This window comes from Neobacillus sp. YX16, from assembly GCF_030123505.1.
Classification (GTDB): Bacteria; Bacillota; Bacilli; order Bacillales; family Cytobacillaceae; genus Neobacillus.
In genome coordinates, this window is the sequence record NZ_CP126115.1 from 3,795,125 (window position 1) to 3,822,060 (window position 26,936).

Consider the following 26,936-nt stretch of genomic DNA (forward strand, 5'->3'; position numbering starts at 1 on the left):
CTACAAGCCGATTTGCTTCGAGATAATCTCCTTCATGATTTCATCGGTACCGCCTCCGATTCGCGGAAGACGGCTGTCCCTCCAGGCCCGTTCAATCGGATATTCTGCCATATAGCCATTTCCGCCAAAAATCTGCAGTGCCCGGTCCGCTACCCAATGACTCATTTGGGCTGCAGCCAATTTCGCTATCGATATTTCCTTTGAGGGAACATCCCCTTTTGAAAATCTATAAGCTGTGGCATACGTCAGTTCTCGGCACACTTCTATTTGCGTCTTCATTTCTGCCAGCAAATGTGCAATCACCTGAAAATGGCTGATTGGCTGATTAAAAGCTTCCCTCGATTTCGCATAATTCAATGCCAGCTCATACACATGTTCGGCACTGCCAATCGCGCCAGCAGCACCAATCATTCTTTCTCCCTGAAGCTGCCACATGATTTGATAAAAGCCCTTTCCTACTTCACCCAATAAATTTTCGTTAGGGATGCGGACATTATCGAAAATTAACTCTGCCGTATCAGATGAACGCATGCCGACTTTATCCAGCTTTTTCCCGACAGAGAAGCCTGGACGGTCTGTTTCAACAAGAAAGAGAGTGATTCCTTTTGGTCCAGGATCGTCAGAGGTTCTTGTAACAAGCGTCACAAAATCTGCTCTCGTTCCGTTCGTAATAAATGTTTTCGTTCCTTTAATGACCCATTCATCTCCATCCCGCCTTGCTCTGGTTTGGATTCCCATTACGTCAGAACCGTTGTTTGGTTCAGATATTCCAATTGCCGCAATCTTTTCCCCTTTGAGGGCGGGCTTTAAGAAACGTTCATGCTGGTCCTTCGTTCCAAACTTAAAGATAGGCGGTGTTGCCATATCGGTTTGGACCGCAATCGCCATCGGTACGCCGCCACAACCGCATTTATTCAACTCCTCTGCTAGGACGATACCGGAAAAATAATCTCCTCCCTGACCTCCAACCGATTCAGGATAATGTAAACCTAGTAGACCTAATTCACCCATTCTCGTAAATACCGACCGTGGAAATTCCCCTTGTTCTTCCCACTCATCAACAAAAGGTGAAATTTCTTTTTCAACAAAACTGCGGATCATTTTTCGCAGCTGATCATGTTCTTCTGTGAAATACGGTTCATATGTCATACCTGTACACCTCACTTTTATAGGTCTATTAATAATTCATCGTCCACTTCGATTTCCATTCGAAGCATATTGGATCCAAAACATTTTCCAAGGTTATCAAGGCGAAGTGAAGATGAACCCCCACCATCCAAAGCCTCGCTGAGAACAAAGTTCATTGCCAAGATATTTGGCATTTCGTAGCGGGTCACTTTTCCCTTTACCAGACCAGAAAAATGCATTTTAACTGAAACTGTAGTTAATTCTGCTAAAAGTACTTGATAGATTTCCTGATTAGGAGCAAAAACTCCTATATTGATTGTGTTTCCTTTATCGCCAGACCTTGATTGAGCTATTTCATTCAGCTTTACCATCGCCATCTGTTACACCTCCGCGACTTCTACTTGGATTTGACGTTCAACCTCTTCCCGCGGTAACAAGGCTGACCACATTCCGAGCAAAGCTCTTGGCGCTGTATTCCCAGTAAAACCGCTCATCGATGGCGGTCCATTCAATGCTAACGGAGGGAACAGGCGGCTAAACTTAACTGCCTCTTGTTTTGTTTTTGCCCGGACGGTCATTCGTAAAAACACTTCATTGAGTTCACTTTGATTGTCATGCGCCAGAGGACCACTTAAAGCGTTATATCCCATATAGTCTGTTCTTACTTCCTCATAATTCAACCCATTCCGCTCTAACTGAATGCGAATAATTTCATCAACCTTTTTTGCTTTCATCATGGCATCAGGCCATGAAAACCCGACAATCACCTGACCTGCATATCCATTTTCATAGCCCATGACTACCTTCAAGGTATTCGTCCGCGGATGGCCTTTTACCCCTGTCACTTTCACCTGATTGGATTTGATATTTTCCAGTTTAACATTGGTTAAATCCACGATTACATCCGGGGTAATATAGGCTGAAGGATCATGGATTTCATAGAGCATCTGCTCTTTTACCGTATCGATGGTTACCAAACCGCCTCGATCCTCCACTTTACTGATAATAAATTCACCGTTTTCCGAAACCTCGGCAATCGGATACCCCATCCGGTCAAAGCCCTCGATTTCCCACCATTTTCCGCTGAAATTCCCACCTGTCGATTGTGCGGAACATTCTAGCAAATGTCCCATAAATACTCCGCTGGCAAGCTTATCCCATTCCTCTTCTCCCCAATTGAATTCATAGATTAATGGTGCTAAAAACTGAGCCGTATCGGTCGTCCTTCCTGTAACTACGATGTCTGCACCTGCTGCTAAGGCTTTTACAATTGGTTGAGCCCCGATATAGGCATTGGCAAATTCGAGTCTATCCTTTATGTTCTCTACTGATTCCCCTGTTTCTAAGTGATTCAGTGGATACCCTTTCTCTAGAAACTCTGGAAGTCTATCAATCACATTGTCCCCCGTCACAACCGCTACCTTTAAGCCGCTGATTCCCATTTCCCCGGCCACTCGAAGGATTTCTTGCTGTGCTCCAACCGGATTAATGCCGCCGCCATTGGTCAACAGCTTTATTCCTTTTTCTTTTACATATGGAAGTAATGCTTTCATCTGCAGCGAAATATCCTTTGTAAAACCCCCATTTTCATTTTTCTTTTTATCCTTGACCAAGATTGCCATCGTAAGCTCTGCTAAGGCATCAAAACAAAGATATTGGACATCTCCTTTTTCCGCTGTTGCCACTGCCGGCTCGATTGTATCGCCATAAAATCCTTGTGCAGCACCTATTCTTACTTTTTTCATCTTATCTGTCCTCCTAATCCGTAGTTATTTGTACAAGGACATCGCCCTCTTGAACGAACTCTCCTTCTGACGTTTTGATGGCCGATACAACTCCGGCGTGTGTCGATTCGATCGGTATTTCCATCTTCATCGACTCCAGGATGACTAAAACATCGCCTTCCTCCACAACATCATTTTCTTTCACTTCTATTTTCCATACGCTTCCTGACATCGAAGATAAAATTTCGATCATATCACTCACTCCCTCTTTTATTTTCCATTCCAAGATGGCATTCTTTTTTCAAGAAAAGCCGAGGCGCCTTCTTTTAAATCTTCACTCATGAAAGACACGAGCCTTAATGTAGTTAAATAATCAAATGACTTAATCAAATCCATCTGCTCCGTGTTGTAAAAAGCATCTAGGCTCAACTTGACAGCCAGTGGACTAAAGCTGGCGACCTGTTTAGCTAGTTTCCATGTTTCATTTTCAAGGTCAACTGGGCTGACCACTCGATGGACGAGATTGAGCTCTTTTGCCTGTTCTGCAGAATAGATTTCAGCTGTTAGCATCATTTCCATCATTTTTCGATCACCGACCGCACGTCGTACCCAAGGCATAATTACGAACGGTACAAGACCAAGCTTCAGTTCGGTTAACCCCAACTTCGCCTCTGTTGATGCCACAGCTAGCTGACACATGGCAACAAGTCCAGTTCCCCCGCCTAATGCCGGACCATTTACACTCGCAATTAATGGAGTGGTTACTTCCGCACCTAGCTTGAACAGTTCCGTACTCTCTTTGCCTTCAAAATAGAGATCCGGAGCAGTTCTCTCGAGATTTTTCTTGAAGTCATTTAAATTACCGCCTGCTGAGAAGGCCTTTCCAGCACCCGTAAGGATAATCACTCTAATTTCAGGATTACGGTCAGCTTTTCTAATCGCATGAACCAGCTCTCTAGTCGACTTTTCCGTTAATGGGTTTCTCATTTCAGGTAAGTTCAACGTCACTTTAGCTACCTTTTCTTTTTCTTCGTAGAGGATTGTTTCATAAACCATCATTTTCACCTCTTAGCCTTATTTCTGTTTATCTCTTATAATGCAATATCCGTGCCAAATTTCTATGAAGCTAATAAATGTTGGGCAAAGCACTGTGTTCATTTTTTGGAAGGAAAAAGATGAACAGTACTGCAAACAAAAGTGAACAGTTGTTTAAAGAAGTTAACAGTAATAGATTGTAATATCTGGAAACCGTCGTTATAATATGAGTTGTATAAATTTTCTGAATACTGAGGTGGGAATATTTGAAGGTTAGGAGTTTTACTACCATTAATTTCGTCAATTTATCCCTGAAAAGCACAATCCGTGAAGCCATCTCTGCTTTCCTTGAACATCGTGTTGACATCGGCTGTATTACAGAAAACAAAAAACTTACAGGAATCATCCACAAAAACTCCATCTATCGGGCAATGCTTCAGAACACATCCATTGATGACCCTATCAGACCACTCATAAATGAAAGCGTTATCACTATTCATAAAGATCAGTCCCTCCTTGAAGCAAGAGACATCATGTTGAAAGGGAATGTCAGTCATGCAGTCGTTCTTGACCATCATCAAGAGGTCTTCGGCATTATGACAAAGTCTGACCTGGTCAACTCCCATATGGCCGTGTTGGAGGATACGATTAACCGAATGAAGTCACTGATTGAAAACCTTCAGGATGCTGTCATCACAGTGGATTCTAATCTCAAAATCACTACCTTTAATCAAACGGCGCTTGATCTACTCCAATTAAATGGCAAACATTTATTAAACGCACCAATTGATCGATTTCTTCCGCCTTTTAGAAGATGGTTGATTGAAACATTGAAAACGGGAACGATTCAGGACGCCAAAAGAATTAGTTTTAATAACATTACAAACATTGCTTCGTTTATCCCGATTAGGGAAATCAATCGTGTCTCCGGTGCCATGGTGGTTTTACGAGATGTTACCTCCTATGAAAACATTGCAAATGAATTAGAAACAACGAAACAATTAAAGAAAATTCTAGATAGTGCCCTTGAATTGGCCTATGATGGGGTCGCTGTTATGGATAAGGCCGGACACATTACAATGGTTAATCATGGATTCATGGAACTCTTTCATATTCAACATCAGGATGAGGTACTTGGTCAGCACATTACAAAAATCGCACCGCAGATTCCTTCTCAGCTTAGTTTGGAGTTCGATCAAAAAATGGAGGGAGAACTAATCCCTATTCATAATCAAAAATGCATTGTTGCCCAAATGCCCATTTATCAAGATGGACAAAGGCTCGGTGCGATTATCAAAATCATTTTCCGCCAGCTGGATGCTTGGAAGGATATCCTCCTACATATGGATAAATTAGAAAGTGAGATTTCTTACTATCGCGGAGAATTATATAGGATTTCGAAAGATACCCATCCTTTTGCTCATGTCATTTCTCAAAATCCTCAAATGGAAAAATTCAAACAGGATGCGGTCATTGCCGCTAAATCTTTTTCCAATGTCATCATTACAGGTGAAAGCGGCACCGGTAAAGAGCTTTTTGCCGAAGGCATCCATAATGAATCGGGTCGGGAGGGAGCTTTTATTAAAGTCAATTGCGGCGCGATTCCGGAAGAATTATTAGAATCCGAATTCTTCGGTTATGCGGATGGAGCGTTTACGGGGGCGAAAAAAGGAGGGAAACCAGGGAAATTTGAATTAGCCAATAATGGAACACTCTTCCTCGATGAAATCGGTGATATGCCAGCTTCCTTACAGGTTAAACTATTACGAGTTCTGCAAGAACAAGAGTTTGAAAGAATTGGTGCTACTAAAACCACAAAAGTAAATGTACGAATTATTTCGGCAACCAATAAAGATTTAATACAGCTGGTAAACCAAGGAAAATTCAGGGAGGATCTCTATTACCGTATTCACGTGATTCAATTACACATTCCCCCGTTGAGAGAGCGGCTTGATGATATTCCATTACTGTGCAATCATTTTATTCAAAAAGTTAATAAGAAAACCAATAAAAATATCATTGGTGTTGCACCGCAAGTGCTTCGAAGCTTCCAACAGTACCATTGGCCAGGTAATATTAGACAATTAGAAAATGTTTTGGAACGTGCGTTTCATTTTAGTCAGACGCACTGGATTGAAATGGAGCACCTGCCGAGGGAACTGAACTTACTTCAAGCACCCGTTTCTATTCCGCCTAAAATAGCAGAGCCCACTACTGTAATTAACCGCAAACAATCGATTAACCATACTGAAAAACAGGTGGTCTTGCAGGCATTACTTGCCTGCCAGGGAAACCGCTCCAAAACGGCAGAATTACTGGGAATTAGCAGGACCACTCTTTATCAAAAAATAAAGAAGTATCATATTATGGAAGAATTAGAGGTTAAATTCTCTTCCTCTTAAAGCTAACAACCATATGGGAATATGCCCCATATGGTTGTTTTTTATCTATTTAGCTGGCAGCTGTTTTAAATATTGCTCCTTTAAAGCAGATTTTTGTATCTTCCCCGCTGGTGTCTGAGGGAGATTCTTTGTAAATATTATTAGCTTCGGTACTTTATAATCCGCTAAATGCTGTTTGGAGAACACTTTCACTTCTTCTTCTGAAATCACTGCACCCTCTTTTGGAATAATATAGTACAGACCCACTTCGCCTAGGAATAGATCGGGCACCCCAATTCCTGCAGCAAAGGAAACCTTCGGGTGCGACATAAGAATGCTTTCAACCTCGACAGGATACACATTATATCCACCCTGGATATACATCTCCTTCTTACGGCCTTTCAAAAACAAATACCCCTCATGGTCTAGATACCCCATATCACCGGTGTACAGCCAGCCGTCATGTGAAAAGGTTAATTTCGTTTCTTCCTCAAGTCCAAAATATCCTTTGGCCCTGCAATTCCCTTTAACAGCCAGTTCACCGACTTCACCGTGCGGAAGCTCCTTTTGTTCACTATCGACAATTTTCATCTTAAAATCACCTATTGGAACACCAATGCTTTCCTGAACTCTTTCAACAGAATCTGTCAGCCTCGTCATAATACACGCACCAGATGTTTCACTAAGACCATATAAATTTACGATTCTAGCATTCGGGAAGTGTCTATCAATCAACTCACACTGACTGCGGTCGACATTGGAACCACCAACAATCCCTATTTTTATAGAACTCAGGTCATATTTATCGATATCTTTATGATTGCACAGCATGAGATACATAGTTGGGACTCCGCCAAACATAGTTGGTTTTACTCGGTCGATAACTTGCAGTACCATTTCTGGTATAAATTCCGGTACTAATACAATGCTGCCAAACTTCACCAATAGCGCATGAACGGCACAGGTAATTCCGCCGACATGATTAAGTGGCAGACTACCTACGGTACAGTCATTTTCCCCAAGGGATAAGTGGTCAGCCTGGGCCATTGCAGACTCTAGAATACTTCGATTTGTAATCAAGGTACCTTTTGGCTTTCCAGTTGTACCAGATGTATAAATGACGATTGCCGTATCATCTTCTTTGACATCTAGCTTATATTGATCCAGACTGTTTTTATTACCTTCATACTTTAATAGATCATCTAACTGCAGACTACCCTCAAAACCTTTTTTAATAAAAATATACTTTTCCAGGTTAGGGACTTTATCACGAAAACGTTGGAAAAATCCAGAAAAATCAAATCCCTGATACTCTGAAAGGGAAACAATTCCCTTCGCTTTTGAATTGTTCAGCATATATTCTAATTCTGTCTCACGATAGCGAGGATTTAAGGCAACAACCCCGACACCAATTTTCGCTGCCGCAAAATAGCTGTAAAGCCACTCTAACTGGTTCAAAGCCAGGATCGCAAGGTTGTCTCCTCTCCTAAATCCTTCTTCCAACAGTGCAGACGCCAGCACATCTGTAATTTCATCTAGCTCCTCAAAGGTAACTTTTTTGTTCTCACAGATTAAAAATGGCTTATTAGGATATTGAGATACAGCTCTTGTTAAGGCTCTATGAACAATCCAATCAAGCAAACTCTAACACCTCCCAATTTTTTAAGAAAAAGTAATCTTTAAACCGGATTATTAGAATATAAACTTTGGTATTTTTCTCTTAGGACGTGCTTTTGAATTTTACCAGTGGTGGTCATTGGAAGTTCAGTTACAATTAACAATTCTTTTGGCACTTGGAATGAACCAAGATGTTCTTTGCAGTATGCAAGAATGTCTTCCTTCGTGGCTTCCTCTCCTGGCTTTAGGACAACAAAGGCCGTTACCGCCTCAATCCAGCGCTCATGTGGAAGTCCAACTGCAACAGCATTTAACACTTTGTTATAGGACAACAGGACCTGCTCTATTTGAATGGAAGCAACATTTTCCCCACCTGTCTTAATCATGTCCTTCTTTCTGTCGACAAACACGATTAGCCCATCCTCATCAAGGTATCCTAAATCCCCTGTATGGTGCCAGCCATGTTGTCTTGCGCGATTCGTTTCTTCTAAATTATTGAGATATCCAACCATGACATTCGGGCCGCGATGAACGATTTCACCGACTTCCCCTTTGCCAAGCAGATTCCCGTTTTCATCCATAATGGCGACATCCGTAATCAATGACGGCGTTCCCCAATAGGGACCAGACTTCCTTAATTGATCCTCTGGTTTGAAAACACAGGTTGCCGGGTACATTTCGGTTTGCCCCGAGCCAAGTGCAAATTCACAGCCAAGTTCATTTATTCCTTTTTCTAGCGTTTTCCGGTCCATTGGAGCCATTGCATATAAACAATAGCGCAAACTTGATAGATTATATTTTTTAAAGGAAGGATGATAAAGAAACGCTCTATACATCATCGGCAAACCAAACATCCAGGTAATCTTTTCTCTTTCCACCGTTTTCATAAATGCTTCCGGTTCGAACCCTTGAATAATGGCAACCGTAGCACCGAGATGGAAGAAGGAGGCCACGAGCGTATGCTGTGCACAATGGAAAGCAGGCATCATGAGTGTTGCAATGTCATCCTTCACCATTCCGGCTTCAATAATATTGGCAAGACTGGCAATGAACACCGCTTGATGGTTAATCAGCACTCCTTTAGGTGTTCCGGTGGTGCCACTCGTAAACATGATCTGTGCAATATCTCGGTCAGCTACTTTTACTTCTGGTTCTAATGTTTGTTTGGAGTGAAGTTTATTTTCAAATTTTTCGGCCTCCAGCGCACCATTTCCAATCACGATTAATTCAGGACAAATGCTTAATAATTCTTCTTTTTTACCCTGTAAAAACATCTCATCACAAAGCAGTACCTTCGCCTGAACTTCTGAAAGAATATAGGCCTTTTCATTAAAGGAAACACCAGGATTAATCGGAACCCAAACTAGACCGGTCTTCGCAATCCCAAAAATTGCTACTAAGAACTGCCAAGAATTTCCACAGATGGTAGCTACACTCTCTCCTTTTTCCAATCCAAGGTCTAACAAGTAGTGGGCAAAGCGGTTGCAATCGTTATTAAACTCTTTATAGGTAATTCTTCTGTCACCAGAAATAACCGCTGTTTTATTAGGATTTTTAGCAGCTGTCCTTCGAACAATATCACCAATTGCCACACGATTTAAGATTGAAATTTCACTCACTCATTCTTCACCCCTAAAGAAATATTTGTACACAAAACTCATTCCTATTTTTCTACTCACCTCCACACCGCTCCTGACATATTGCGGAATAAGAACTCTCTTGCTATTTCCACCCTTTGGAATCACTTCCATTCTTAGTTTGGGAATTGGGCTCTACAAAATGAAATGCAAGAAACATACCAAATTACCCATGTTGTTAAATGGCTTTGAAAAAGAAAATGACACACTGTACGGATGTACATGTGTTAAGAAAAAAGGACAGATGTTCAGAGAGGTAAACAGTTTGATGCTGGGCACATAATAAAAAAAGGCGACCCATGGGTCACCTTTTTAAGCGCTCTTTGTAGTTGCGGATACTGTTGACACTTTTCTCTTTTTTACCATCTGACGAATATTGGAAATACTAAAGATTACTAAAGCAATCCAGATGCATGAAAAAGTAACAGCATGGTCCTTCGTAAATGACTCCCCATATATAAGTACTCCAAGTAGTAAACTAATAGTCGGAGCAAAATATTGTAGGAAGCCCACGAGGTAAAGTGGAATCTTTTGTGCCCCGATACCAAACCATAATAGCGGCAAGGCTGTAGCGATTCCTGATCCTAGTAATAATAAATCAACTTTAAGAGACCCTGTCGCAAAGCTATGCTGACCATTTATACCTAAATAAGCTAAAAACAATAAAGCAAACGGTACTATAAACAATGTTTCCAGTAACAAGCCTAAAATGGAATCTACTTTTATTAGTTTTTTTGACAGCCCATAAAAACCAAAGGATATAGCTAATATTATAGCAATCCATGGGAAAGTTCCAAGCGACAGCGTCATATAGACTACACCGATTCCGGCTACCGCAAATGAGACTGCCTGCCACCTATTCATCTTTTCACCTAAGACAAAAACCCCTAACAATACAGCGACAAGCGGGTTGATAAAGTAGCCTAAACTTGCCTCCACGATGTGGTTTGTATTCACTGCAAATATATAAACGAACCAGTTAATACTAATTAATAGAGAAGCAAGGAACAGTCCAAACCATGTTTTCTTCTGCCTCATTTGAACTTGAAAAAAGTTTTTTAATAGTTTTCGCTTCAAAATGCCTACTATCAGTAATACGAAAATAAACGACCAAATGACTCGATGAGCCAAAATTTCAAGCGCTGTAACTTGATCTATAAATTTCCAATAGATAGGTAAAACTCCCCAAAATATATATGCACCGGCCGTATAGTAAATTCCTTTTGTATGTTCACGTTCCATATCTTTTTTCACCTTATTTCAGTATTATCGAAGTTGTTAAACACGCTCTTAAAAAACATATGTAATTATATCACACTATTTTTTTTATACTAGGATTATTACACTTTAAATTTACATTAACAGGAAGTATCCTCATGTTAAACTTTATGAGAATGTTTTTTACCAACAAATACATAATTTGTACAATCAATTGAAAGCTGTAATTGGATGGTTTAATTCAATATTTCCCCTTAAAATCAAAGGAGCGTTCCTGCTTTATGCAGGAACGCTCCTTTGATTTTAAGTTTGGTGAATTGTTTTTACCAATTTATTTGTTTGAATATTCCTTACTTTATTCATTAATCCTTTTTGGATGTATCTTTCTCCACATTTTTCGGTTGAAGTGGATTGTTTTCTAAAATAGTTTCTACTTCTTCATACCCCTCTAGAAAAGCAAAGTTATATCTTGCTGGAAGTGCGAAAACATATTCATTATTTTGGCCCAGCATTGTTGGACCAACCGGTGCAGCACCAATATGAAATTCCCCCTTTTCAAGTGAGGACCATTGTTCAAGAGAAAAAATCATAATCGGAATATCTTGTCTTGGTTTAGACTCCGTCCATTCAGGATGTCTTATTAATAGGATTGGACCACTTTCCATTTGTTGTTGATCTGTAGTTATACCTTCCCAAGAATCCGATACAATCTGATAGCCCTCCCAACTTTTTGGTAACGTAAAAGTAAATCCATATTCTGCATTTTCATAAAGGTTTTCTACCGTTTCATTATCTATATCCTCTTTATCATTGTTTATATCTACTGTAGTTTCTCCTGTACCTTGTTGCCCTTGTTGATTTAAATCGAGACCTACTATCGGAAGCGTAAGAATAGCGAATAGCACGAATGCAGCAATACCTGCTAAACCTAATGAAATCTTTTTCATTATTACCATTCTTTTTTTCTTCTTATCATATGAACTTGCAAATTGTATTAGATTTTCATGTATGATATCTTGGGTTTCTTTCGTAAACTTTTTATCGTAATCAGGTTCTGGTAACGATCGAATTTTTTTCTCTAAATCATCAAACCTCTCATTCTTTTTCATGAGAAAATCCTCCTGTACTTTTTTGAAGTGATTTTAACGCACGATGGTAGGTAGATCGAACCTTATTTTCATTCCAATTTAGTATGGAGGCCGTTTCAGAAACAGAAAGTTCTTTAATGCCTCTAAGGATGATCACATCTCGATAATTTGCTTTTAGTGATTGTATTGCCTGATAAAGCATTTTGTTATTTTCATTGAGTTGGAGAATCTTCTCCGGTGTCTCCATATCACTTTGCTCATCTCGGAACCAAATCATTTGTTTCATCCTTACACGCTTCCTTTTTCTTATTTCATCTATCCCCACATGACGTGCAATTGAAATTAGCCAGGTTTTAGGACTTGCTTTATGCTGATAAGTATCAAAACCTTTAATAGCTCGGATAAAAACATCCTGCACCAGATCTTCTACGTCACTTGACCCAATGTAATATACTAAAAAATGGTATATATCTTTGTTATACAAGTAATACCACTCAGAAATTATGTTGCTATTCATCCGCTGGTCAACTCCATTTTTCCCCCAATTTTTTATACTCATAAATTAGTCGAAACAGTGGAACATTTATGTCACTTTTCACAAAAATATTATTAAAGATTTATTACCACCAATACTAACACCCTCTTTAGGAGCAAAAAAAAGAGCTTGAAATACCAAGCTCCGTTCAATAATCCTTTATAGGTAACCCTTAGATAACACATATCATATGTCTTTTCTCGTAAAAATTAGCTGCAGCATTTTTCCGTTGACAACTTTATCTTTAATGAGAGTATTTTTCTGCTCTCGATTTGCGAATATAGTGGATAATGAATGTCACAACAAATGATAAAACCAAGAAACCGATAAAAATTTCATTTGCAATGTGAATATCCACCAGCGTTAATCCCATTTTAATTGCAATAAAGGTGATCAAAATGTAGGCAGTTGTTTCGAGCTCAGGCACCCTGTCCATTAAGGCAATGAAAAAGGTTGCCACACCCCTCATGAGTAGAATCCCAATCATCCCGCCAAGTAAGATGACCCAAACTTCTTCAGATACAGCGAGTGCTGTTAAGATACTATCCACCGAAAAGGCTAAGTCCATAAGCTCTACTGAGATAACGGTTGCCCAGAAGAACCCAAATGTTTTCACTAACCAGCCTTTTGGTTGAACTTGTCCTTCCCCTTCTCCTGCCTCTTTGTGCAGTAGCTTGTCTTTAAAGAATATAACCGCAAGCCACAACAAGTATAGAGCTCCAATTAATTTAATCCACCATAATTTAATTAAAAACGTTCCCAAGCCGATGAAGATAAATCGGAATAGATAAGCTCCCCAAAGTCCATATACTAGGGCTTTCTTTTGCTGCTCTTTAGGTAGTGGCTTAACAAATGCAGACAATACCAATGCATTATCCGCGGACAATATACATTCAAGTACGGCTAATGAAAGGATTAACCCCCAAGCTTTTGGTGAGGATAACACTTCCGCCCACATATGCCAATCTAGCATTGAGGTATATGTCGAAACAATTCCTTCCCACATTTTCATTTCTCCTTTAATTTTCACACTGTATTTTCATTATGCATTTCTTCATTACCATTTAGTCACTGCTCAATTTTTCCAGTAATGTATTTAATTTTTTGAGACCATTGATGATTTCGTGTAACGATTGCTCTGTTTCCCCTTGAATGGAATTTGAAATTTTCTCGATTAATTCTTGATTGATTTCATCTACTACAGTTTTTCCCTTTTCTGACAGAGCGACTTTTACCACTCTCTCATCACCTTCATCTCTTACACGTACAATATGGCCTTTACCTTCGAGTTTTTTGCACATCGTTGAAATATTGGTTCCGGCTATATGTAAGCGGCTGGCTAAGGTGCCGATTGTGTGCGAACCATGCTGCTCTATTTCTAAAAGTATTCTCCCCTGCAATGTGGTAATCCCATGGTGGTCACATAGAGTGATAATTAAATTACTTGTTCTTTCATTTATTTGCCTGGTATAGCTCCAAAGGATATTTTTAACATCAATTACATCCATGGTTACCCCCTATTAGTTATAGTCTATATTATATATGATTTATATATATAATAGATTATATACTTAATAATATCAATTCGTATTTTAATGATTATTTATTAGAAGTAGTTCAAACAATAATGATATTCCGTAATAGGAGGAATATCATTGGAACATACTTGGCTTTCTCTTGTACCCTTTCTAATTGTAATAGCCATGTCGATTTGGCTGAAAAATATCTTACCTGGTCTTGTGGTGGGTCTTCTCGTAGGCTCCTTGATATTTACTTCGGATATATTAGATGGAACCATTCAAAGTGTTACTTATATGGTGACCACTTTGTCGGATGAAACCAACATAAAAATCATTGGATTCCTTTATTTATTTGGCGGTCTTGTGGGGATGATGAACATTTCTGGAGGGATTAAAGGTTTTTCAGAATGGGTTGGGACGAAGATAAAGAATGAACGCGGGCTGCTTGGATTGATTTGGCTTACCCTCCCTTTTACCTTTATGATGCCGATGTTTCGAATCATGATGATTGGACCTGTCGTCAAATCGCTTGCGAAAAAAATGAATGTCTCGAAGCAGAAAGTCGGACTGACGATGGACATTTCAACTGAGTCAGTCATTGTCCTCTTACCAGTCGCGACTGCATTTGTTGGGTTCATGGTTTCTTTAGTGGAAGGCAGTATCCGGGATTTGAATTTTGGAATGTCGCCCTATGAGGTATTCTTATTAAGTATTCTGTTTAATTTCTTTGCCATTTCCACGCTAATCATTGGATTAATCCAAACCTTTTGGATTCCTAGTAAAAAGGATTCAAATGTAAAAGGTGTTCAAGAGCAGATGGAAGAAGAAGAGCATGAATTTCACCGGATTGGCATTAAAAAAGAACTTTCGATGGTAAAAGCTCAGCCGTGGAACTTAATTGTGCCAGTCTTTTTGCTGTTAGGTTTATCTTTGTTCTTATTATGGCAGGACGGTAAAAGTAAAGGTGCTAAAACCGTATTCGATGCCTTTTCTATCGCAGATGCCACCTTTGTCATGCTATTAGCCGTTTTTATCACTCTTATCCTCTCATTCATTTTTTATATTATTAGACGGCAACATCTTAGTGAGCTATTGTACCATTTTTATGATGGCGGGAATCAGATGATGGAGGCTATTAGTCTGCTCGTGTTAATATGGTCATTAACCCTTTCAGCCGAGGACCTGGGTTTTTCTACCTTTATTAGTTCAACCTTAGGTGCATTCCTACCAGCTTGGTTAACTCCAGCTACAATCTTCCTGCTCGGGTCTGTTGTGGGCTATTTTATTGGTTCCTCGTGGGGAACATGGGGATTATTTATGCCATTGGGTGTTAGTTTGGCGGTCTCGACTGGTGCCTCCATCCCGTTAACTGTAGGTGCTGTATTTGCCAGTGGAGCCTTTGGGGCATTGGCCTCACCTTTAGGAGATACCACCATTACGACCGCTTCCATTATGGACCTGCCGATAGTTGAGTATGCACGATATAAATTGAAGGTTTCTGTCATTGGAGGGGTCATTTCAATCGTTTTCTATCTTGCAGCTGCTTTCTTTATTTGATATTTCTACACACTTGTTCAAGATATCTACACAAAATTACGCGATATATACAAATCTGTGATAAATAGTAAACGACCTAAGAAAAGCCGGGTTAACTTTTCTTAGGTCGTAATTTTGTTGGAAGCAGAAAGTAAACCACTCAGCGTGTTTTATTAATCTTGCATAGCTCCTGCCTCTCGGGAAGTCATTGCACCTTGTCCCTGGCTGACATCTTTTTGGATTTGTTGTTTTACCTTTTGTGCGTCAGTTCCGGCAAAGTCTGGCTTCATAATAGATCCTATATTCTTTTTAGCTTGTGGATCAGGTTGCATCCTAGTCCTCCTTAATTATCGTGTCACTCTCTTATTATTTACAGATCTCCTGCAAAATTAATCTTTCTAATCCTGAAACAAATCAATAAAAGCCCAGTTCACTTAACTGAGCTATTCTTTAGGTTATCTGGGGTAAAAGAATAATAAATTTTGTCCCAATACCTTTTTCACTATTTACTTGTATTTTACCCTTGAAAGAACGGATAATTTGAAAACTCACCATCATTCCCAGTCCTGTCCCACTTTCTTTTAAGGAATAATACGGAGATCCTAGCATATCAATTTGCTTTTTTGTCATACCAATTCCTTGATCCTTAATGACAATTTTTATATATCCGTCATCCGTTGAAGTACATGTAATCCAAACCATTCCACCATTCGGCATAGATTCTATCGCATTCTTCAAAATATTAATTAAAGACTGGTTCAATTTTTGAGGATTTGCATAAATCCAACAGTTATCTCGAATATCAGTTTTAATCTCAACATTACAATTCAAGGTGTAGCTTTGAATAATATTTACTACACGTTGTATCTGATAACCTATGCTGATTCTTTCCTTATCATGAATAGATGGTTTTCCAAAAGATAAAAAATCATTAATAATTTCATTTGCACGGTCTAGTTCTTCAAGGGATATTTGGATATATTCCTTCTTTTTCTCTGGCAAATCAGGCTCGTTCAGAAGTTGCAGAAAGCCACGAGTCGCTTGCATCGGATTTCTAATCTCATGAGCGAAAACACTCGTTAACTCACCTATAACTCGTAATTTCTCTGATTTTTGCATTTCCAAACGCAGCTGGTGTACCTCCCTGATAGCTTCAATTAACATAGCGAAACACCAAGTCACAACCGTTGCAAAAATAAGATGAATAATCGGAACTGTAAGATACTCTTTCGAAAAACCTCTAAGAATTCCTAAAAACGTTAAACCGATTAGACAATAGGAAAAAGAAAGACACACAGCAATTTTAACCCTCATATCTTGTTTCGAACTTGCAAACGATTTTTGAAAATACACTATTAAAGGCAGAGATAACATTAAGACAATAACTGTATTATAAAAACCTATATCGATTCCAAAAGAAATCCGATAAAGGATGATAAGGGCTGATAGGAAGACTCCTGGCCAAAATCCGCCATATAACGTACCAAATATTAGAGGAATAACTCTTAACTCTAGACGAGCATCTTGACCAAAAACCACAGGAAAGGACATGCAAGCTATTATAGATAATCCCCATAAAATGGTCATTATTACTTTTCTATTTTTAGCATCCTCAACCCTTTCAGTAATGAATGTGTAGTAAGTAAATATGGGAATTAACATAAAGGTAAGCTGTAGTAAAAAATCCTTTATTATACTCATTTTCTTTTCCTTCCGCATCTCTTCGATTTCTGAATCCTGCCATAATCATGTTCATTATGTATTCGACTTTTCTACAAACATTTTACTTTTGTATTTATTACATTACACATTATACTTTAAAATTACCATAATTTGTCGACTTTTGTTTTTTTCATTTAAGTTCTATTTCCGTTGTGAAATTTTCTAAAGGTCCTTTCATTTAAAGAAAGTTCTACCGTCGTGAAAATAGATTCTTGCCTCATTCAACGCAAAAAATCAGTGATTTTGAACATACTAGAATAGCACAATCTTTTAAATTCAATTACAATATTATCAGACTTCTTTGTAGAGAAATCGCATAAAAAATATTGGTATTAAGAGAGGCGGAAAGTGAAATGGAAACATCAAAAAAAATAACTGTAGAAACAACGGTCCAAGCACCAGTAGAAAAGGTCTGGGAATATTGGACAGAGCCAACTCATATTACAAAATGGAACTCGGCTTCAGAAGACTGGCACACCCCAATTGCTGAGAATGATTTGCAAGTTGGCGGGAAATTTCTTTCAAGAATGGAAGCTAAAGATGGGAGTTTTGGATTCGATTTTGGTGGGGTTTATGATGATGTAAGATTAAATGAGGGTATTGCTTATACCTTAGAAGATGGAAGAAAAGTTACAATCAATTTTATTCGTCAAGGAGACGAAACAAAGGTAATTGAAACTTTTGATGCTGAAAACATCAATCCTATTGAGATGCAAGAAGCCGGCTGGCAGGCCATTTTAGATAATTTTAAAAAATACATTAATAACTCAAAATAAGATTAGGAAATAACGTATTACTTAAAAGGTTAGTATTAGAACCGGGCAAATGAAAGGTAGTGACTCCCTTAATTTGCTCGGTCCTTTTTTTGTTCTTTCCACAACCTATTTGTATAAATTAAGTTGACTTAAACTATGGGGCCAACTACTGGGTGCGGTACGTATGGTTCCTCTAGTGATGCTATTTCTTCAGGTGTTAACTTAATTGAAAGTGCTGGTACGGCATCTTCAAGATGTGATATTTTTGTAGCTCCTATAATAGGTGCTGTTACCGGTTCCTTTTGCAACAACCAAGCAAGTGCAATTTGAGCGCGAGGTACACCACGTTTTTCGGCTATTTCCGCAACCTGCTTTGCGATTAATCTGTCCGTATCAGCAGTAGCATCGTATTTAGACCTCTGAACTTGGTCAGTTTCGGAACGATACGTTGCTTCCGACCAATCTCGCGTTAGTCTCCCAGAAGCAAGCGGGCTATAGGGAATCACACCAATTTTTTCTTCCTTACATAACGGCAGCATTTCACGTTCCTCTTCACGATACAAAAGGTTTAAATGATTTTGCATCGATACAAACCGGGTCCACCCATTTTTTTCTGCAACATGGTTCGCTTTTAGAAACTGCCATGCAAACATAGCAGACGCACCAATGTATCTTACCTTGCCTGCCTTCACAACATCATGCAATGCTTCCATTGTCTCTTCGATAGGAGTGTTATTATCCCAGCGGTGAATTTGATACAGATCAACATAATCTGTTCCGAGTCGTTTAAGACTCTTGTCAATTTCACTCATAATATGCTTTCGAGAAAGACCTTTACCATTTGGACCTTCATGCATAGGGAAATAAACTTTGGTTGCAAGGACAATTTCATCCCGATTGGCAAAATCCTTTAGAGCTCTTCCAACAATTTCTTCGCTTGTTCCATCTGCATATACATTCGCTGTGTCAAAAAAATTAATTCCTAACTCAAATGCTTTTTTTATAATTGGACGGCTGCTCTCTTCATCAATTACCCATGGATGGACCCATCGTTCCGCAACACCAAACCCCATACAACCAAGGCAAAGCCGAGATACGTCCAAACCCGTATTTCCAAGTTTCACATATTCCATTTGATTTGTCCTCACTTTCCAAAACATTGATAACCATTTCCGATTATAACCAGATAGAAAACACTATCAATTATTAAATGAACAGAATTTGACCGTGTTAAGAATGAAGTTCTATCAAGTCCTTTTGTATTAAGTTACCCACTAGCTTACGTACAATGATTCACAATAAAGAAAGATGCATCAATATAAAATTGGGACAGCTTTATTGTGTAATTAAATATCGAGTTTCCTTGTACCAATCCATTTCACCATTTCAGGATCTCTGTGCGAAAAGAACAAGCTCTGTTCCGTGTCTAACGTATAAATCTTTTCCATGCCTTCTTGGCTTAACTCGAAGTCAAAGATATTGAAGTTTTCGATGATTCTTTCCTGACGAACTGATTTCGGAATAGAAACAACTCCTCTTTGTGTCAGCCAACGTAAAATCACTTGTGCAACAGATTTATTATGCTTTTCCGCAATTGAAACTAACACGTCATTCTGGAAGATATTATTTTTACCTTCAGCAAAAGGTCCCCAAGATTGTATTTGTACATTATTCTCTTTCATGAATTGCGCACTTTCAATTTGCTGATTGAAAGGATGAGTTTCAACCTGGTTAACAGCAGGAATGACTTCATTATGAATGATTAAATCGATCAAACGGTCTGGGTGGAAGTTACTCACCCCGATTGCCTTGATTTTACCTTCGCGATACAATTCCTCCATGGCACGCCAAGAACCGTGAACATCACCAAATGGCTGATGTATTAAATACAAGTCCAAATAATCCAATTGCAGTCTATCCAGTGATTTTGCGAATGCTGAATGCTATCTTTGTGCTCTCATAACCGGCATCCTGAACCCAAAGTTTTGTTGTAATGAACAATTCCTCTCTTGGTACATCACTACGCTTAATGGCTCTGCCCACCGCTTCTTCATTTAGATAAGAGGCAGCTGTATCAATCAGACGATAGCCTGCCATAAGAGCATCGTAAACCGCTTGTTCACATTCTTGTGAATCATTCACTTTGCCAGTAATAGTACTTTATTATTATGCAACAAGTGATAATGCGACTGATATCCAATTCCTATCAAATCATTGCCTATTCCTCTCACCATACTTTCGCAACATAGTAAAGTGCATTACAATTGAGATATAAGAAAAGAACAAGGAGGTCAATATGTCTGAACAAATACATAAATACCAGGCTGAACTTGCCAAACTCATTAAGTATCATACAGGTCAGGACGGGGGTCACGGGACTGTTATTCCGTCCTTATTTTTCTCTCATTTCTCTGATGCAGCCGGACCATTTTACGGTGTTCATAAACCTTCCTTGTGCATCGTCGTTCAGGGTATGAAGGAGGTCCTGCTATCACAGGAACTCTTTAGGTACGGACCTGCCGATTATCTTGTTACGTCTGTTAACTTGCCAATTATCGGGCAAGTAACAGAGGCTTCTTCCGAGGTCCCCTATCTAGCTCTTAAGATTGAGTTTACACCTAATGAAATTTTAGAAGTTTTAGGGGATTTTCAAATTGGTGTGAGTAAAAAAGAAAATACAAAGAGAGGGATGTATGTCAACCTGATAGAGTTACCTCTGTTGGACGCGGTAGCCAGATTTGTTCGCTTACTTGACAATCCTGAAGATATCCCAATACTTGCTCCTCTTATCAAAAAGGAAATCATCTATAGGGTTCTACAAGGGCGACACGGTGCTGTACTGGGGCAAATTGCAGTAGAAGGAAGTTCTGCCTATCAGATCAGTGACGCAATCGAACATATCATGAATAATTATGATCGGGCTATTCGGGTGGAGGAACTTGCGGAAATAGCCAATATGGGTGTTTCATCTCTTCATAGACTTTTTAAAGAGGTTACCGCAATGAGCCCCATACAGTTCCAAAAACAACTGAGACTACAGGAAGCTCGGCATTTGTTATTAACTGAGGCAGCAGGTGCTGCAGATGTTGCATTCCGGGTAGGTTATGAAAGTCCATCGCAATTCAGCCGTGAATATTCGCGGTTATTTGGTTTACCACCTAAAGAGGATATAAAACGTCTGAAAGAATCCTATGACCAAAGGATAAACGCGTGAATAAAACAAGAAGCAGTGTATTTAGACCGCTGCTCCTTGTTTTAAGTATCAGAATTAACTTAAGTTAGCTCTATCTTTTCCCTGCTTCTGAACAATTTTCAGAGCATAATGTGAACCAGCGATATAAATACCCATTATAGATAAATAATCTAATATAAATTCCGAAGTGGACCCATTAAAGCCCCAACCAAATGGATTATATATAGTAAGCTTGGAAACTATCTCTCTCTCAAAAGATGCCTGGACACCATAAACAACAATCAACACAGCTATGACGCGCAACGTAATTGTCAGGATAATGCTTGGGTTTGTAATACCAGTCATTTTTCGCGCAGCATTGAGAATCGTTCCCCAGGACAATCCTATATGTATAGCCATGAAGATAAATCCCCAGTAAGAAGTCAGAACATGTATCTGTCGCAGAACCATATCATTGTTTATTGGAGTAGATGGGAGTATGTCTTGGGATATAGGTACAGAGCTTACCATCACCACAGTTATGGACACAAGAAAAAGCAGATTGACCGCTAAGCTTAGAATACGTCGGACATTGTGCTTACCCTTAAAAATCGCCTTATACCATCTCCGGTTTAAAATATTGTGGACAAGAAACAATACCAGCAGGAAAACTCCAATCAGTTCATGGATTGCATTCCCAGTAATATGGTAAGCCATTGCGACTAACATGAGAACAGTCATAGAAAAATCAATAACTAGTCTGATTACCATTATTAGATTCAAAAGGTTCTCCTCTTTCTATTTTTTTACAACCTAGTTTAGTCTCAGTTGTTATGCAGGAAAGACATTAGCGATTCTCCTTATAAAAATGAATCATAAAAAGTGCCTTCTGGATCATTTCCTCCATTGTCATGTCTGCCATTAGCTCATGCTCATCCTTCTGAGCATTCAGATGATTGCCAACCTCTTTTACCTCCCACTTATCAATCGGAAAACCGGCGATTTTGGATTCATTATTTCCTTCATTAAAGCCAGTATAATTATCTAAATCAAAATCCTTCATTTCATCTAGTGTGTTAACGTAGTCATCCCGTTCCTCATTCGCGTGGCAGGAAAAGCAACGACCGATGTCCGCATCTTCGTTCACAGACCCCTCTTCAGTAAACTCCTGGTATTGCCAATCGCCGTTACGTATTTCAGACGGGTTTTGTTCAGCCCAGCCATTTCGCTTTTCCATCACAAAGATTCGGTCAAGTTCTTCATCCTCATAAATTTCAAGGGTGATAACGGTGCCGCTGGGGATTGGCTCCCCGTTCTGTACGGCTTCGATTGCTTCACGACTGGTGTACAGCTCTTCGTAAGTATTCCCACGAGTCACAGTCGTGTAGAGTACACCCTTATCGTATTTTTCGGGAAACTTTGACTATGCTAGTGCCAGCCGCAGAAGACGCCTGCTCGGAACTTTCAACTGATGGCTCCTGTTGGGAAACTCCATCTGTGTTATTAATGCTGTTGCAAGCGGTAAGAATTAGAATCATCAATGCAAGGGAATGAAATAATAGACGTTTCATACCATTTTTCTCCTCCAAGTTGGATTCCTATATAGCCATGATAAATACCATGCTTTAGGTGGATTCGCTAATCCTACTTATTGTCTCACAAATAAAAAAGCAACTAATATCCTATTCCTCTTAAATGTATGCCTAATCCTCTCCTAAGGGAGCTATAATTAATTAGCAATCTATTAATTCAAGGGAAGTATTGTTAGTAAATGGTGGTGGTGCCCAGTGTCAAGAAGAAGGAACTCCAGCTCAATATGGGAGATTTGGAGTTCTTCCCATCAGGTGGATTGTTTATTAAAAGGAAGTATGCTAATTTGAGTACTTCTAATTGTATATATTACAAGGTGTTTGCAATTGTTAATTCCTGTTCAATAGCACTCATTATTTCAAATGCTCCATCCGACTTATTGGAGCAAACAACAACCTTAATTAATAAATCAGGATAATAAGAAGAATGAAAGCTCACACCAGGATCATATCCCATAACATGGTATTTTAAGATATTGTTATCTGTTTTTTTCTTTATCCAAATACCATATCCATAGAAACTAGTTTCATTGACTTGTGTATGTAATGTTAAGAGCTTTTTTGTATAAGTTTCATTTAAAAGCTGGTGATTTAAAAGTGCGTTCCAAAGTTTAGCCATATCATTAGCTGTTACAAATGCACCGCCATCGGACCCACCTTTTACAGGTAAAGAATAAATGTTTGTTTTCCAAGTTCCATCAGGATTAACAATATAGCCTAAAGCTGTATTTGGCGGAAGGGAGTCAAATGAAAAATATCCAGACTGCGTCATATCAGCTTTATTGAAAATGTGTTTTTGAACATAATCAGAGAATTCGAGTTTACTAACCTGTTCCACAATTAATCCTAATAAAATATAACCAGCATTATTATAGTGAAACGATTCTCCCACTTGGGACTTCATTGGATTATTTTGAAACATTGGTAAGAAGTCTTTTAACTTTCTTATATGATACATAGGATTTTTAATCCAAAGCTCCTCAAAGTTATCCATTACATCCTCATCAAAATAATCGGGTATTCCCGAAGTATGTGTTAGTAAATGATGGACAGTCACATGATTATCAAAATGTTTAAAATCAATATTAAGACAATCGATCAATTTAGAATCAAAAGAGATTTTCCCCTCTTGTACAAGTTGACAAATTGCTATGGCCGTGAAGAGTTTACAACCAGATGCTATTCCAAAACGGGTAGCGGAATTATTTCCTAAATAATCTGAACGGTTCGCGTAACCAAAGCTTTTATCTACTAATACCTTTTCCTTATCTTCAACAAATACCGAACCTGAGAAATCAACCTTCCTTTGAATATTTGAAACTATTTCATCTAAATTTATGGTCATGACCAGTCCTCCAAATTTCAATACAATTAAAATGTCCATACAACAAAATAAACCAACAAATCTACTTACAACTTGTTGGTTTATTTTACCATATTGCGACAGGACTGTCGTTTTTATCTGTAGTTATTATGAATAGGTTGAAACAAGTCTTCTTCACTTTTTCGAACAACTGCAAAGTTGTCGACATTATAATGCCCATGCAATGTTTTATTATGATGAGCTATGATTTGTTCAGCAGTTAGAATGGATGAATCTTTTGTAGAATGACCATCATCTACTAACGTTACATCAAAACCATAGATGGTAGCGGTTCTCACTGCTGAATCAATACAGTATTCCGTTTGACATCCCATGATGACAAGGTGTTCGATTTCATTGTCTTTCAAGTGCTCTAGCAATGCTGTGCCATAAAATGAATTGGTCGCTTTTTTATCAAATATCATTGAGGTAGGAGGGATATTAATTTTTTGGTGCACTTGAAACCCTAATCCTTCACCGCCAGCCACATCTTTATCTCTCACAAAAGTCACTAATGCATCCGATTCTTTCGCCTTTTCAATTACTAAGTTTATATTATTCAAGAGTTCCTCTTTTTTAAATACACTGCTCTCATTTTCATTTCCTTCTATTAATTCCTGCTGTGCATCAATTACGAGTAAAGCTTGTTTCATATGCAAATCCCCTCTCATCATAATAATATTTAGCTCAGGTCCTTCATAGCTTTGCACCCCACTAGTGTACTCGTTAATCATACTTCTCCTTCTATTCTAATGTCTACCAATAATGTGCTTATCCTTTTAAAAAGCTCTTTGGACAAACCATACTAATCCAAAGGCTAATATCGCTGCTGAAGTGCCGGGAATCACCCATTTTACTGGCCTGAAAGTTAACTTTTTAAGCCAAAGAATAATTGGGAACGTGATTGACACGATTAATAACTGACCAATTTCGATACCAACATTAAATGATAGAAGAGACGAAGCCATATGAGCAGTGTCTAATCTCATTTCTGATAGAATCCCTGCAAAGCCAAATCCATGAATCAGTCCGAAACCAAATGCAAGCCAAGGCTGATGTTTGGAGTCCGGATTAAAAATATTAATGAGTGCTACGTAGACAATACTTAGTGCAATGGCAGACTCGACCAAACGAGCTGGCAGCAGAACAATTTCAAAGGTCGCAAGAGCAAGCGTAATACTATGTGCAAGTGTAAAGGCAGTAACTAATGCTAGGTTGTGGCGAATCGTTTTTGCACCAAAAAGCAAACTGATAACAAACAGGATATGGTCATATCCTGTGAAGATATGTACTAAACCAAGAACGATAAATTGTTTCATATTCTGCCAGAAACTGATTTCACCAATCTCTAATTCCCTTGATTCGAAAGAAAGAATCTTTTCTTGTTGTTTGCCATCTAATGTAACGGCTGCAAAGTTTGCATGGCTTGGGTCAGAATCATCAAGGAACAAATTATATTCAACCACTATTTTATCTGGTTTATGTTCAATATTATAAGATAAATCAATTACCGCAAACGGAGTATCCTCAATCATTTCGATATCGGTTTTTTCCACATTTCCTTCAATCATTTCACTATCTGCATAAAGCTTTAGCTTTGAATTGACATAAGTCTGGACAATCTCTTTATCTATTAAATCCTTTTGATTGGTTTCTTTCTCTAGGGCATGGCCTAGCTCTTCCAAATCAACTTTCAATTCATAATCCAATGATTTCTCTTTTACTTCTATATTTGAATAGCCTTCACTGTTATTAGTATGTGCAAATGCTGATGGTAGAAATAAAGAACTAAATAATAGCAAAAAAAGCAAAAACGGCAACCATAATTTTTTCAAAATCATCCACGTCCATTTCTGTATTTTTAAAAGGGAAAGCGAGGAGTTTTTATGCCCCTCGCCTCTGTTACTTTACTTACTCGACTTTATGAAAATAGGGTTTGAGTAGAACCATAAATCTGTCCATGGATCCTCACCTCTAGGATCTGCAACTGGCTCTAATTGGTCTGTGTTTGTTCCGCGTAAACGAATATAACTATCTTTATCTACATCTTTTAACGTATAGGTAATGGTGATGTATTCGCCGTCCTGTTTCCAGTCCTTTTCTGTGAAACGCTCCACAACTTTTGATGTTATATTTTCTGCAGTGGTTTTGTCTTCAACCTTACCATTTACTTCACCCATAATTATGTCAACACGTTTTACATTTGGCTTATCACCATTGGCGTTTGCTGCCTTCGGATCTTTCAGGCGAATGGTTACAGTCACATCTTTTTTCTTACCTGATAGTGTTAGAGTTTCACCGATAGACGCTGAATTACCTTTTGCAACTGCATGTAATGGAGATTTTCCTCCTGCTTGAACTTTTACGTCTAACTCGCTAATTAGGTCCCCAGTCGTAACGAATACATGCCCATTACGTAGGTTTTCCATAATATTTTCATAGTCTTTCACAGATTTTACATACGTTTTCGAATATTCACCTGGCCAGAAATCGCCGCCGCCATCGCGCCAGTTAACATGTGAATCAGATGTTGCTGTAATCCACCAATGTCTACCTTCACCTAGCATAGAATCCCATAAACCGCCAACTTTAGCTGTCATTTGGTCAAATCCACCCATTGTCGGTGCGTTTACGTTGCCGTATGAACCACGAGCACCGTTAGGATCATTAGAACCATCTTTATTAATAGAAGTTGCTTGGTGACCTGGAGCACCTTCCATTCCAATCGCAATATTTGGTGCGGTATCGTTCCAATTACGGAATTCCTGTGGAGTATCTTGACCCCAAACACCCATACCAGTTGCTGAACGTGAAGGGTGATGTGCAATAACAATTGGAAGCTCGTCCAAGCCTTTCATGTAGTTAAGTGCTTGGATCATCGTTTCTTCCGTATCACGACTACCATCATTAGGGAAT

Annotated in this window: 26 protein-coding genes and 1 pseudogene; 4 read left to right on the forward strand and 23 right to left on the reverse strand. The window is 38.8% G+C overall.

Annotated features, from left to right (window positions below):
- From QNH48_RS18520 to QNH48_RS18540, 5 genes are read right to left on the reverse strand one after another with little or no spacing between them, the layout of a single operon-like run.
- On the reverse strand, positions 1 to 1,149 hold the full coding sequence (locus QNH48_RS18520) for an acyl-CoA dehydrogenase family protein (RefSeq protein ID WP_283951497.1): 1,149 nt from the start codon (positions 1,147 to 1,149) through the stop codon (positions 1 to 3).
- Positions 1,150 to 1,166: 17 nt separating this feature from the next.
- On the reverse strand, positions 1,167 to 1,505 hold the full coding sequence (locus tag QNH48_RS18525; protein WP_283951498.1) for an AtuA-related protein: 339 nt from the start codon (positions 1,503 to 1,505) through the stop codon (positions 1,167 to 1,169).
- Positions 1,506 to 1,508: 3 nt separating this feature from the next.
- Positions 1,509 to 2,873 carry an acyclic terpene utilization AtuA family protein gene (locus QNH48_RS18530; RefSeq protein ID WP_283951499.1) on the reverse strand — a complete coding sequence of 455 codons (1,365 nt, stop codon included), beginning with the start codon at positions 2,871 to 2,873 and terminating at the stop codon, positions 1,509 to 1,511.
- A 13-nt stretch (positions 2,874 to 2,886) separates the two neighbouring features.
- Positions 2,887 to 3,105 carry an acetyl-CoA carboxylase biotin carboxyl carrier protein subunit gene (locus QNH48_RS18535; protein ID WP_133367709.1) on the reverse strand — a complete coding sequence of 73 codons (219 nt, stop codon included), beginning with the start codon at positions 3,103 to 3,105 and terminating at the stop codon, positions 2,887 to 2,889.
- 17 nt (positions 3,106 to 3,122) lie between these two features.
- The gene (locus tag QNH48_RS18540; RefSeq protein WP_283951500.1) at positions 3,123 to 3,911 is read right to left on the reverse strand and encodes an enoyl-CoA hydratase/isomerase family protein; all 789 of its coding nucleotides are present in this window, start codon (positions 3,909 to 3,911) and stop codon (positions 3,123 to 3,125) included.
- Between the two features lie 242 nt (positions 3,912 to 4,153).
- Here QNH48_RS18540 and QNH48_RS18545 point away from each other — a divergent pair, with 242 nt between their 5' ends.
- Entirely contained in the window at positions 4,154 to 6,289 is a 2,136-nt protein-coding gene (locus QNH48_RS18545; RefSeq protein ID WP_283951501.1) for a sigma-54-dependent Fis family transcriptional regulator, read from the forward strand.
- Between the two features lie 45 nt (positions 6,290 to 6,334).
- Here the strand turns inward: QNH48_RS18545 and QNH48_RS18550 are convergent, their stop codons facing one another.
- The 7 genes from QNH48_RS18550 to QNH48_RS18580 all read right to left on the reverse strand — a co-directional run bounded on the left by QNH48_RS18550 (position 6,335) and on the right by QNH48_RS18580 (position 13,871).
- Positions 6,335 to 7,909, reverse strand: coding sequence for a class I adenylate-forming enzyme family protein (locus QNH48_RS18550; RefSeq protein WP_283951502.1), 1,575 nt, complete (start codon positions 7,907 to 7,909; stop codon positions 6,335 to 6,337).
- A 38-nt stretch (positions 7,910 to 7,947) separates the two neighbouring features.
- Positions 7,948 to 9,504: a class I adenylate-forming enzyme family protein gene (locus QNH48_RS18555; RefSeq protein WP_283951503.1), complete on the reverse strand. Its 1,557-nt coding sequence runs from the start codon at positions 9,502 to 9,504 to the stop codon at positions 7,948 to 7,950.
- Positions 9,505 to 9,834: 330 nt separating this feature from the next.
- Positions 9,835 to 10,764, reverse strand: a complete 930-nt coding sequence (rarD, locus tag QNH48_RS18560) for an EamA family transporter RarD (protein WP_283951504.1) — start codon at positions 10,762 to 10,764, stop codon at positions 9,835 to 9,837.
- 338 nt (positions 10,765 to 11,102) lie between these two features.
- Positions 11,103 to 11,849 carry a hypothetical protein gene (locus tag QNH48_RS18565; protein ID WP_283951505.1) on the reverse strand — a complete coding sequence of 249 codons (747 nt, stop codon included), beginning with the start codon at positions 11,847 to 11,849 and terminating at the stop codon, positions 11,103 to 11,105.
- The gene (locus tag QNH48_RS18570) at positions 11,836 to 12,387 is read right to left on the reverse strand and encodes an RNA polymerase sigma factor (protein ID WP_283951506.1); all 552 of its coding nucleotides are present in this window, start codon (positions 12,385 to 12,387) and stop codon (positions 11,836 to 11,838) included. The genes QNH48_RS18565 and QNH48_RS18570 overlap by 14 nt, the downstream gene beginning before the upstream one ends.
- A 220-nt stretch (positions 12,388 to 12,607) precedes the next feature.
- On the reverse strand, positions 12,608 to 13,375 hold the full coding sequence (locus QNH48_RS18575; RefSeq protein WP_283955816.1) for a TerC family protein: 768 nt from the start codon (positions 13,373 to 13,375) through the stop codon (positions 12,608 to 12,610).
- Positions 13,376 to 13,427: 52 nt separating this feature from the next.
- Positions 13,428 to 13,871 carry a MarR family winged helix-turn-helix transcriptional regulator gene (locus tag QNH48_RS18580; RefSeq protein WP_283951507.1) on the reverse strand — a complete coding sequence of 148 codons (444 nt, stop codon included), beginning with the start codon at positions 13,869 to 13,871 and terminating at the stop codon, positions 13,428 to 13,430.
- A gap of 147 nt (positions 13,872 to 14,018) precedes the next feature.
- On the opposite strand from QNH48_RS18580, the gene QNH48_RS18585 reads away from it, so the two are divergent.
- On the forward strand, positions 14,019 to 15,440 hold the full coding sequence (locus tag QNH48_RS18585; RefSeq protein ID WP_283951508.1) for a Na+/H+ antiporter NhaC family protein: 1,422 nt from the start codon (positions 14,019 to 14,021) through the stop codon (positions 15,438 to 15,440).
- A 152-nt stretch (positions 15,441 to 15,592) separates the two neighbouring features.
- Here QNH48_RS18585 and QNH48_RS18590 read toward each other — a convergent pair whose 3' ends face one another.
- Both QNH48_RS18590 and QNH48_RS18595 read right to left on the reverse strand, forming a co-directional pair.
- A complete protein-coding gene (locus QNH48_RS18590; RefSeq protein WP_283951509.1) occupies positions 15,593 to 15,751 on the reverse strand; it encodes a hypothetical protein in 159 nt (52 codons plus the stop codon).
- A gap of 118 nt (positions 15,752 to 15,869) precedes the next feature.
- Positions 15,870 to 17,120: an ATP-binding protein gene (locus tag QNH48_RS18595; protein ID WP_283951510.1), complete on the reverse strand. Its 1,251-nt coding sequence runs from the start codon at positions 17,118 to 17,120 to the stop codon at positions 15,870 to 15,872.
- A 374-nt stretch (positions 17,121 to 17,494) separates the two neighbouring features.
- Here QNH48_RS18595 and QNH48_RS18600 point away from each other — a divergent pair, with 374 nt between their 5' ends.
- Complete coding sequence (locus tag QNH48_RS18600) at positions 17,495 to 17,917, forward strand: SRPBCC family protein (RefSeq protein WP_283951511.1); 423 nt, start codon at positions 17,495 to 17,497, stop codon at positions 17,915 to 17,917.
- A gap of 128 nt (positions 17,918 to 18,045) precedes the next feature.
- Here the strand turns inward: QNH48_RS18600 and QNH48_RS18605 are convergent, their stop codons facing one another.
- Together QNH48_RS18605 and QNH48_RS18610 are read right to left on the reverse strand one after the other, a co-directional pair.
- Positions 18,046 to 19,029, reverse strand: coding sequence for an aldo/keto reductase (locus QNH48_RS18605; protein WP_283951512.1), 984 nt, complete (start codon positions 19,027 to 19,029; stop codon positions 18,046 to 18,048).
- A 213-nt stretch (positions 19,030 to 19,242) separates the two neighbouring features.
- Positions 19,243 to 20,050 (reverse strand): annotated as a pseudogene (locus tag QNH48_RS18610) (aldo/keto reductase).
- Positions 20,051 to 20,192: 142 nt separating this feature from the next.
- Between QNH48_RS18610 and QNH48_RS18615 the strand changes: the two are divergent.
- Positions 20,193 to 21,110 (forward strand): AraC family transcriptional regulator, encoded by a 918-nt coding sequence (locus tag QNH48_RS18615; RefSeq protein WP_283951513.1) that lies wholly within the window; start codon positions 20,193 to 20,195, stop codon positions 21,108 to 21,110.
- A 54-nt stretch (positions 21,111 to 21,164) separates the two neighbouring features.
- Here the strand turns inward: QNH48_RS18615 and QNH48_RS18620 are convergent, their stop codons facing one another.
- The 7 genes from QNH48_RS18620 to QNH48_RS18650 form a co-directional block, all read right to left on the reverse strand.
- A complete protein-coding gene (locus QNH48_RS18620; RefSeq protein WP_283951514.1) occupies positions 21,165 to 21,839 on the reverse strand; it encodes a DUF4405 domain-containing protein in 675 nt (224 codons plus the stop codon).
- Between the two features lie 76 nt (positions 21,840 to 21,915).
- Positions 21,916 to 22,446: a cytochrome P460 family protein gene (locus QNH48_RS18625; protein ID WP_283951515.1), complete on the reverse strand. Its 531-nt coding sequence runs from the start codon at positions 22,444 to 22,446 to the stop codon at positions 21,916 to 21,918.
- 19 nt (positions 22,447 to 22,465) lie between these two features.
- Positions 22,466 to 22,639, reverse strand: a complete 174-nt coding sequence (locus QNH48_RS18630) for a hypothetical protein (protein ID WP_283951516.1) — start codon at positions 22,637 to 22,639, stop codon at positions 22,466 to 22,468.
- Between the two features lie 328 nt (positions 22,640 to 22,967).
- Positions 22,968 to 24,002: a serine hydrolase domain-containing protein gene (locus QNH48_RS18635; RefSeq protein WP_283951517.1), complete on the reverse strand. Its 1,035-nt coding sequence runs from the start codon at positions 24,000 to 24,002 to the stop codon at positions 22,968 to 22,970.
- Between the two features lie 113 nt (positions 24,003 to 24,115).
- Positions 24,116 to 24,673 carry a cysteine hydrolase family protein gene (locus QNH48_RS18640; protein WP_283955817.1) on the reverse strand — a complete coding sequence of 186 codons (558 nt, stop codon included), beginning with the start codon at positions 24,671 to 24,673 and terminating at the stop codon, positions 24,116 to 24,118.
- 126 nt (positions 24,674 to 24,799) lie between these two features.
- A complete protein-coding gene (locus QNH48_RS18645; RefSeq protein ID WP_283951518.1) occupies positions 24,800 to 25,855 on the reverse strand; it encodes a HupE/UreJ family protein in 1,056 nt (351 codons plus the stop codon).
- 72 nt (positions 25,856 to 25,927) lie between these two features.
- On the reverse strand, positions 25,928 to 26,899 hold the full coding sequence (locus QNH48_RS18650; protein WP_283951519.1) for a CehA/McbA family metallohydrolase domain-containing protein: 972 nt from the start codon (positions 26,897 to 26,899) through the stop codon (positions 25,928 to 25,930).
- Positions 26,900 to 26,936 lie beyond the last annotated feature (37 nt).

Coding starts and splice junctions, on each gene's coding strand:
- QNH48_RS18605 (WP_283951512.1), bottom strand. CDS start 19,029: ATGGAATATGTGAAACTTGGAAATACGGGTTTGGACGTATCTCGGCTT.
- QNH48_RS18570 (WP_283951506.1), bottom strand. CDS start 12,387: ATGAGTATAAAAAATTGGGGGAAAAATGGAGTTGACCAGCGGATGAAT.
- QNH48_RS18530 (WP_283951499.1), bottom strand. CDS start 2,873: ATGAAAAAAGTAAGAATAGGTGCTGCACAAGGATTTTATGGCGATACA.
- QNH48_RS18535 (WP_133367709.1), bottom strand. CDS start 3,105: ATGATCGAAATTTTATCTTCGATGTCAGGAAGCGTATGGAAAATAGAA.
- QNH48_RS18640 (WP_283955817.1), bottom strand. CDS start 24,673: ATGAAACAAGCTTTACTCGTAATTGATGCACAGCAGGAATTAATAGAA.
- QNH48_RS18615 (WP_283951513.1), top strand. CDS start 20,193: ATGTCTGAACAAATACATAAATACCAGGCTGAACTTGCCAAACTCATT.
- QNH48_RS18620 (WP_283951514.1), bottom strand. CDS start 21,839: ATGGTAATCAGACTAGTTATTGATTTTTCTATGACTGTTCTCATGTTA.
- QNH48_RS18600 (WP_283951511.1), top strand. CDS start 17,495: ATGGAAACATCAAAAAAAATAACTGTAGAAACAACGGTCCAAGCACCA.
- QNH48_RS18590 (WP_283951509.1), bottom strand. CDS start 15,751: ATGCAACCTGATCCACAAGCTAAAAAGAATATAGGATCTATTATGAAG.
- QNH48_RS18540 (WP_283951500.1), bottom strand. CDS start 3,911: ATGATGGTTTATGAAACAATCCTCTACGAAGAAAAAGAAAAGGTAGCT.
- QNH48_RS18580 (WP_283951507.1), bottom strand. CDS start 13,871: ATGGATGTAATTGATGTTAAAAATATCCTTTGGAGCTATACCAGGCAA.
- QNH48_RS18520 (WP_283951497.1), bottom strand. CDS start 1,149: ATGACATATGAACCGTATTTCACAGAAGAACATGATCAGCTGCGAAAA.
- rarD (WP_283951504.1), bottom strand. CDS start 10,764: ATGGAACGTGAACATACAAAAGGAATTTACTATACGGCCGGTGCATAT.
- QNH48_RS18630 (WP_283951516.1), bottom strand. CDS start 22,639: ATGAAACGTCTATTATTTCATTCCCTTGCATTGATGATTCTAATTCTT.
- QNH48_RS18565 (WP_283951505.1), bottom strand. CDS start 11,849: ATGAAAAAGAATGAGAGGTTTGATGATTTAGAGAAAAAAATTCGATCG.
- QNH48_RS18650 (WP_283951519.1), bottom strand. CDS start 26,899: ATGATCCAAGCACTTAACTACATGAAAGGCTTGGACGAGCTTCCAATT.
- QNH48_RS18525 (WP_283951498.1), bottom strand. CDS start 1,505: ATGGCGATGGTAAAGCTGAATGAAATAGCTCAATCAAGGTCTGGCGAT.
- QNH48_RS18575 (WP_283955816.1), bottom strand. CDS start 13,375: ATGAAAATGTGGGAAGGAATTGTTTCGACATATACCTCAATGCTAGAT.
- QNH48_RS18595 (WP_283951510.1), bottom strand. CDS start 17,120: ATGAGTATAATAAAGGATTTTTTACTACAGCTTACCTTTATGTTAATT.
- QNH48_RS18635 (WP_283951517.1), bottom strand. CDS start 24,002: ATGACCATAAATTTAGATGAAATAGTTTCAAATATTCAAAGGAAGGTT.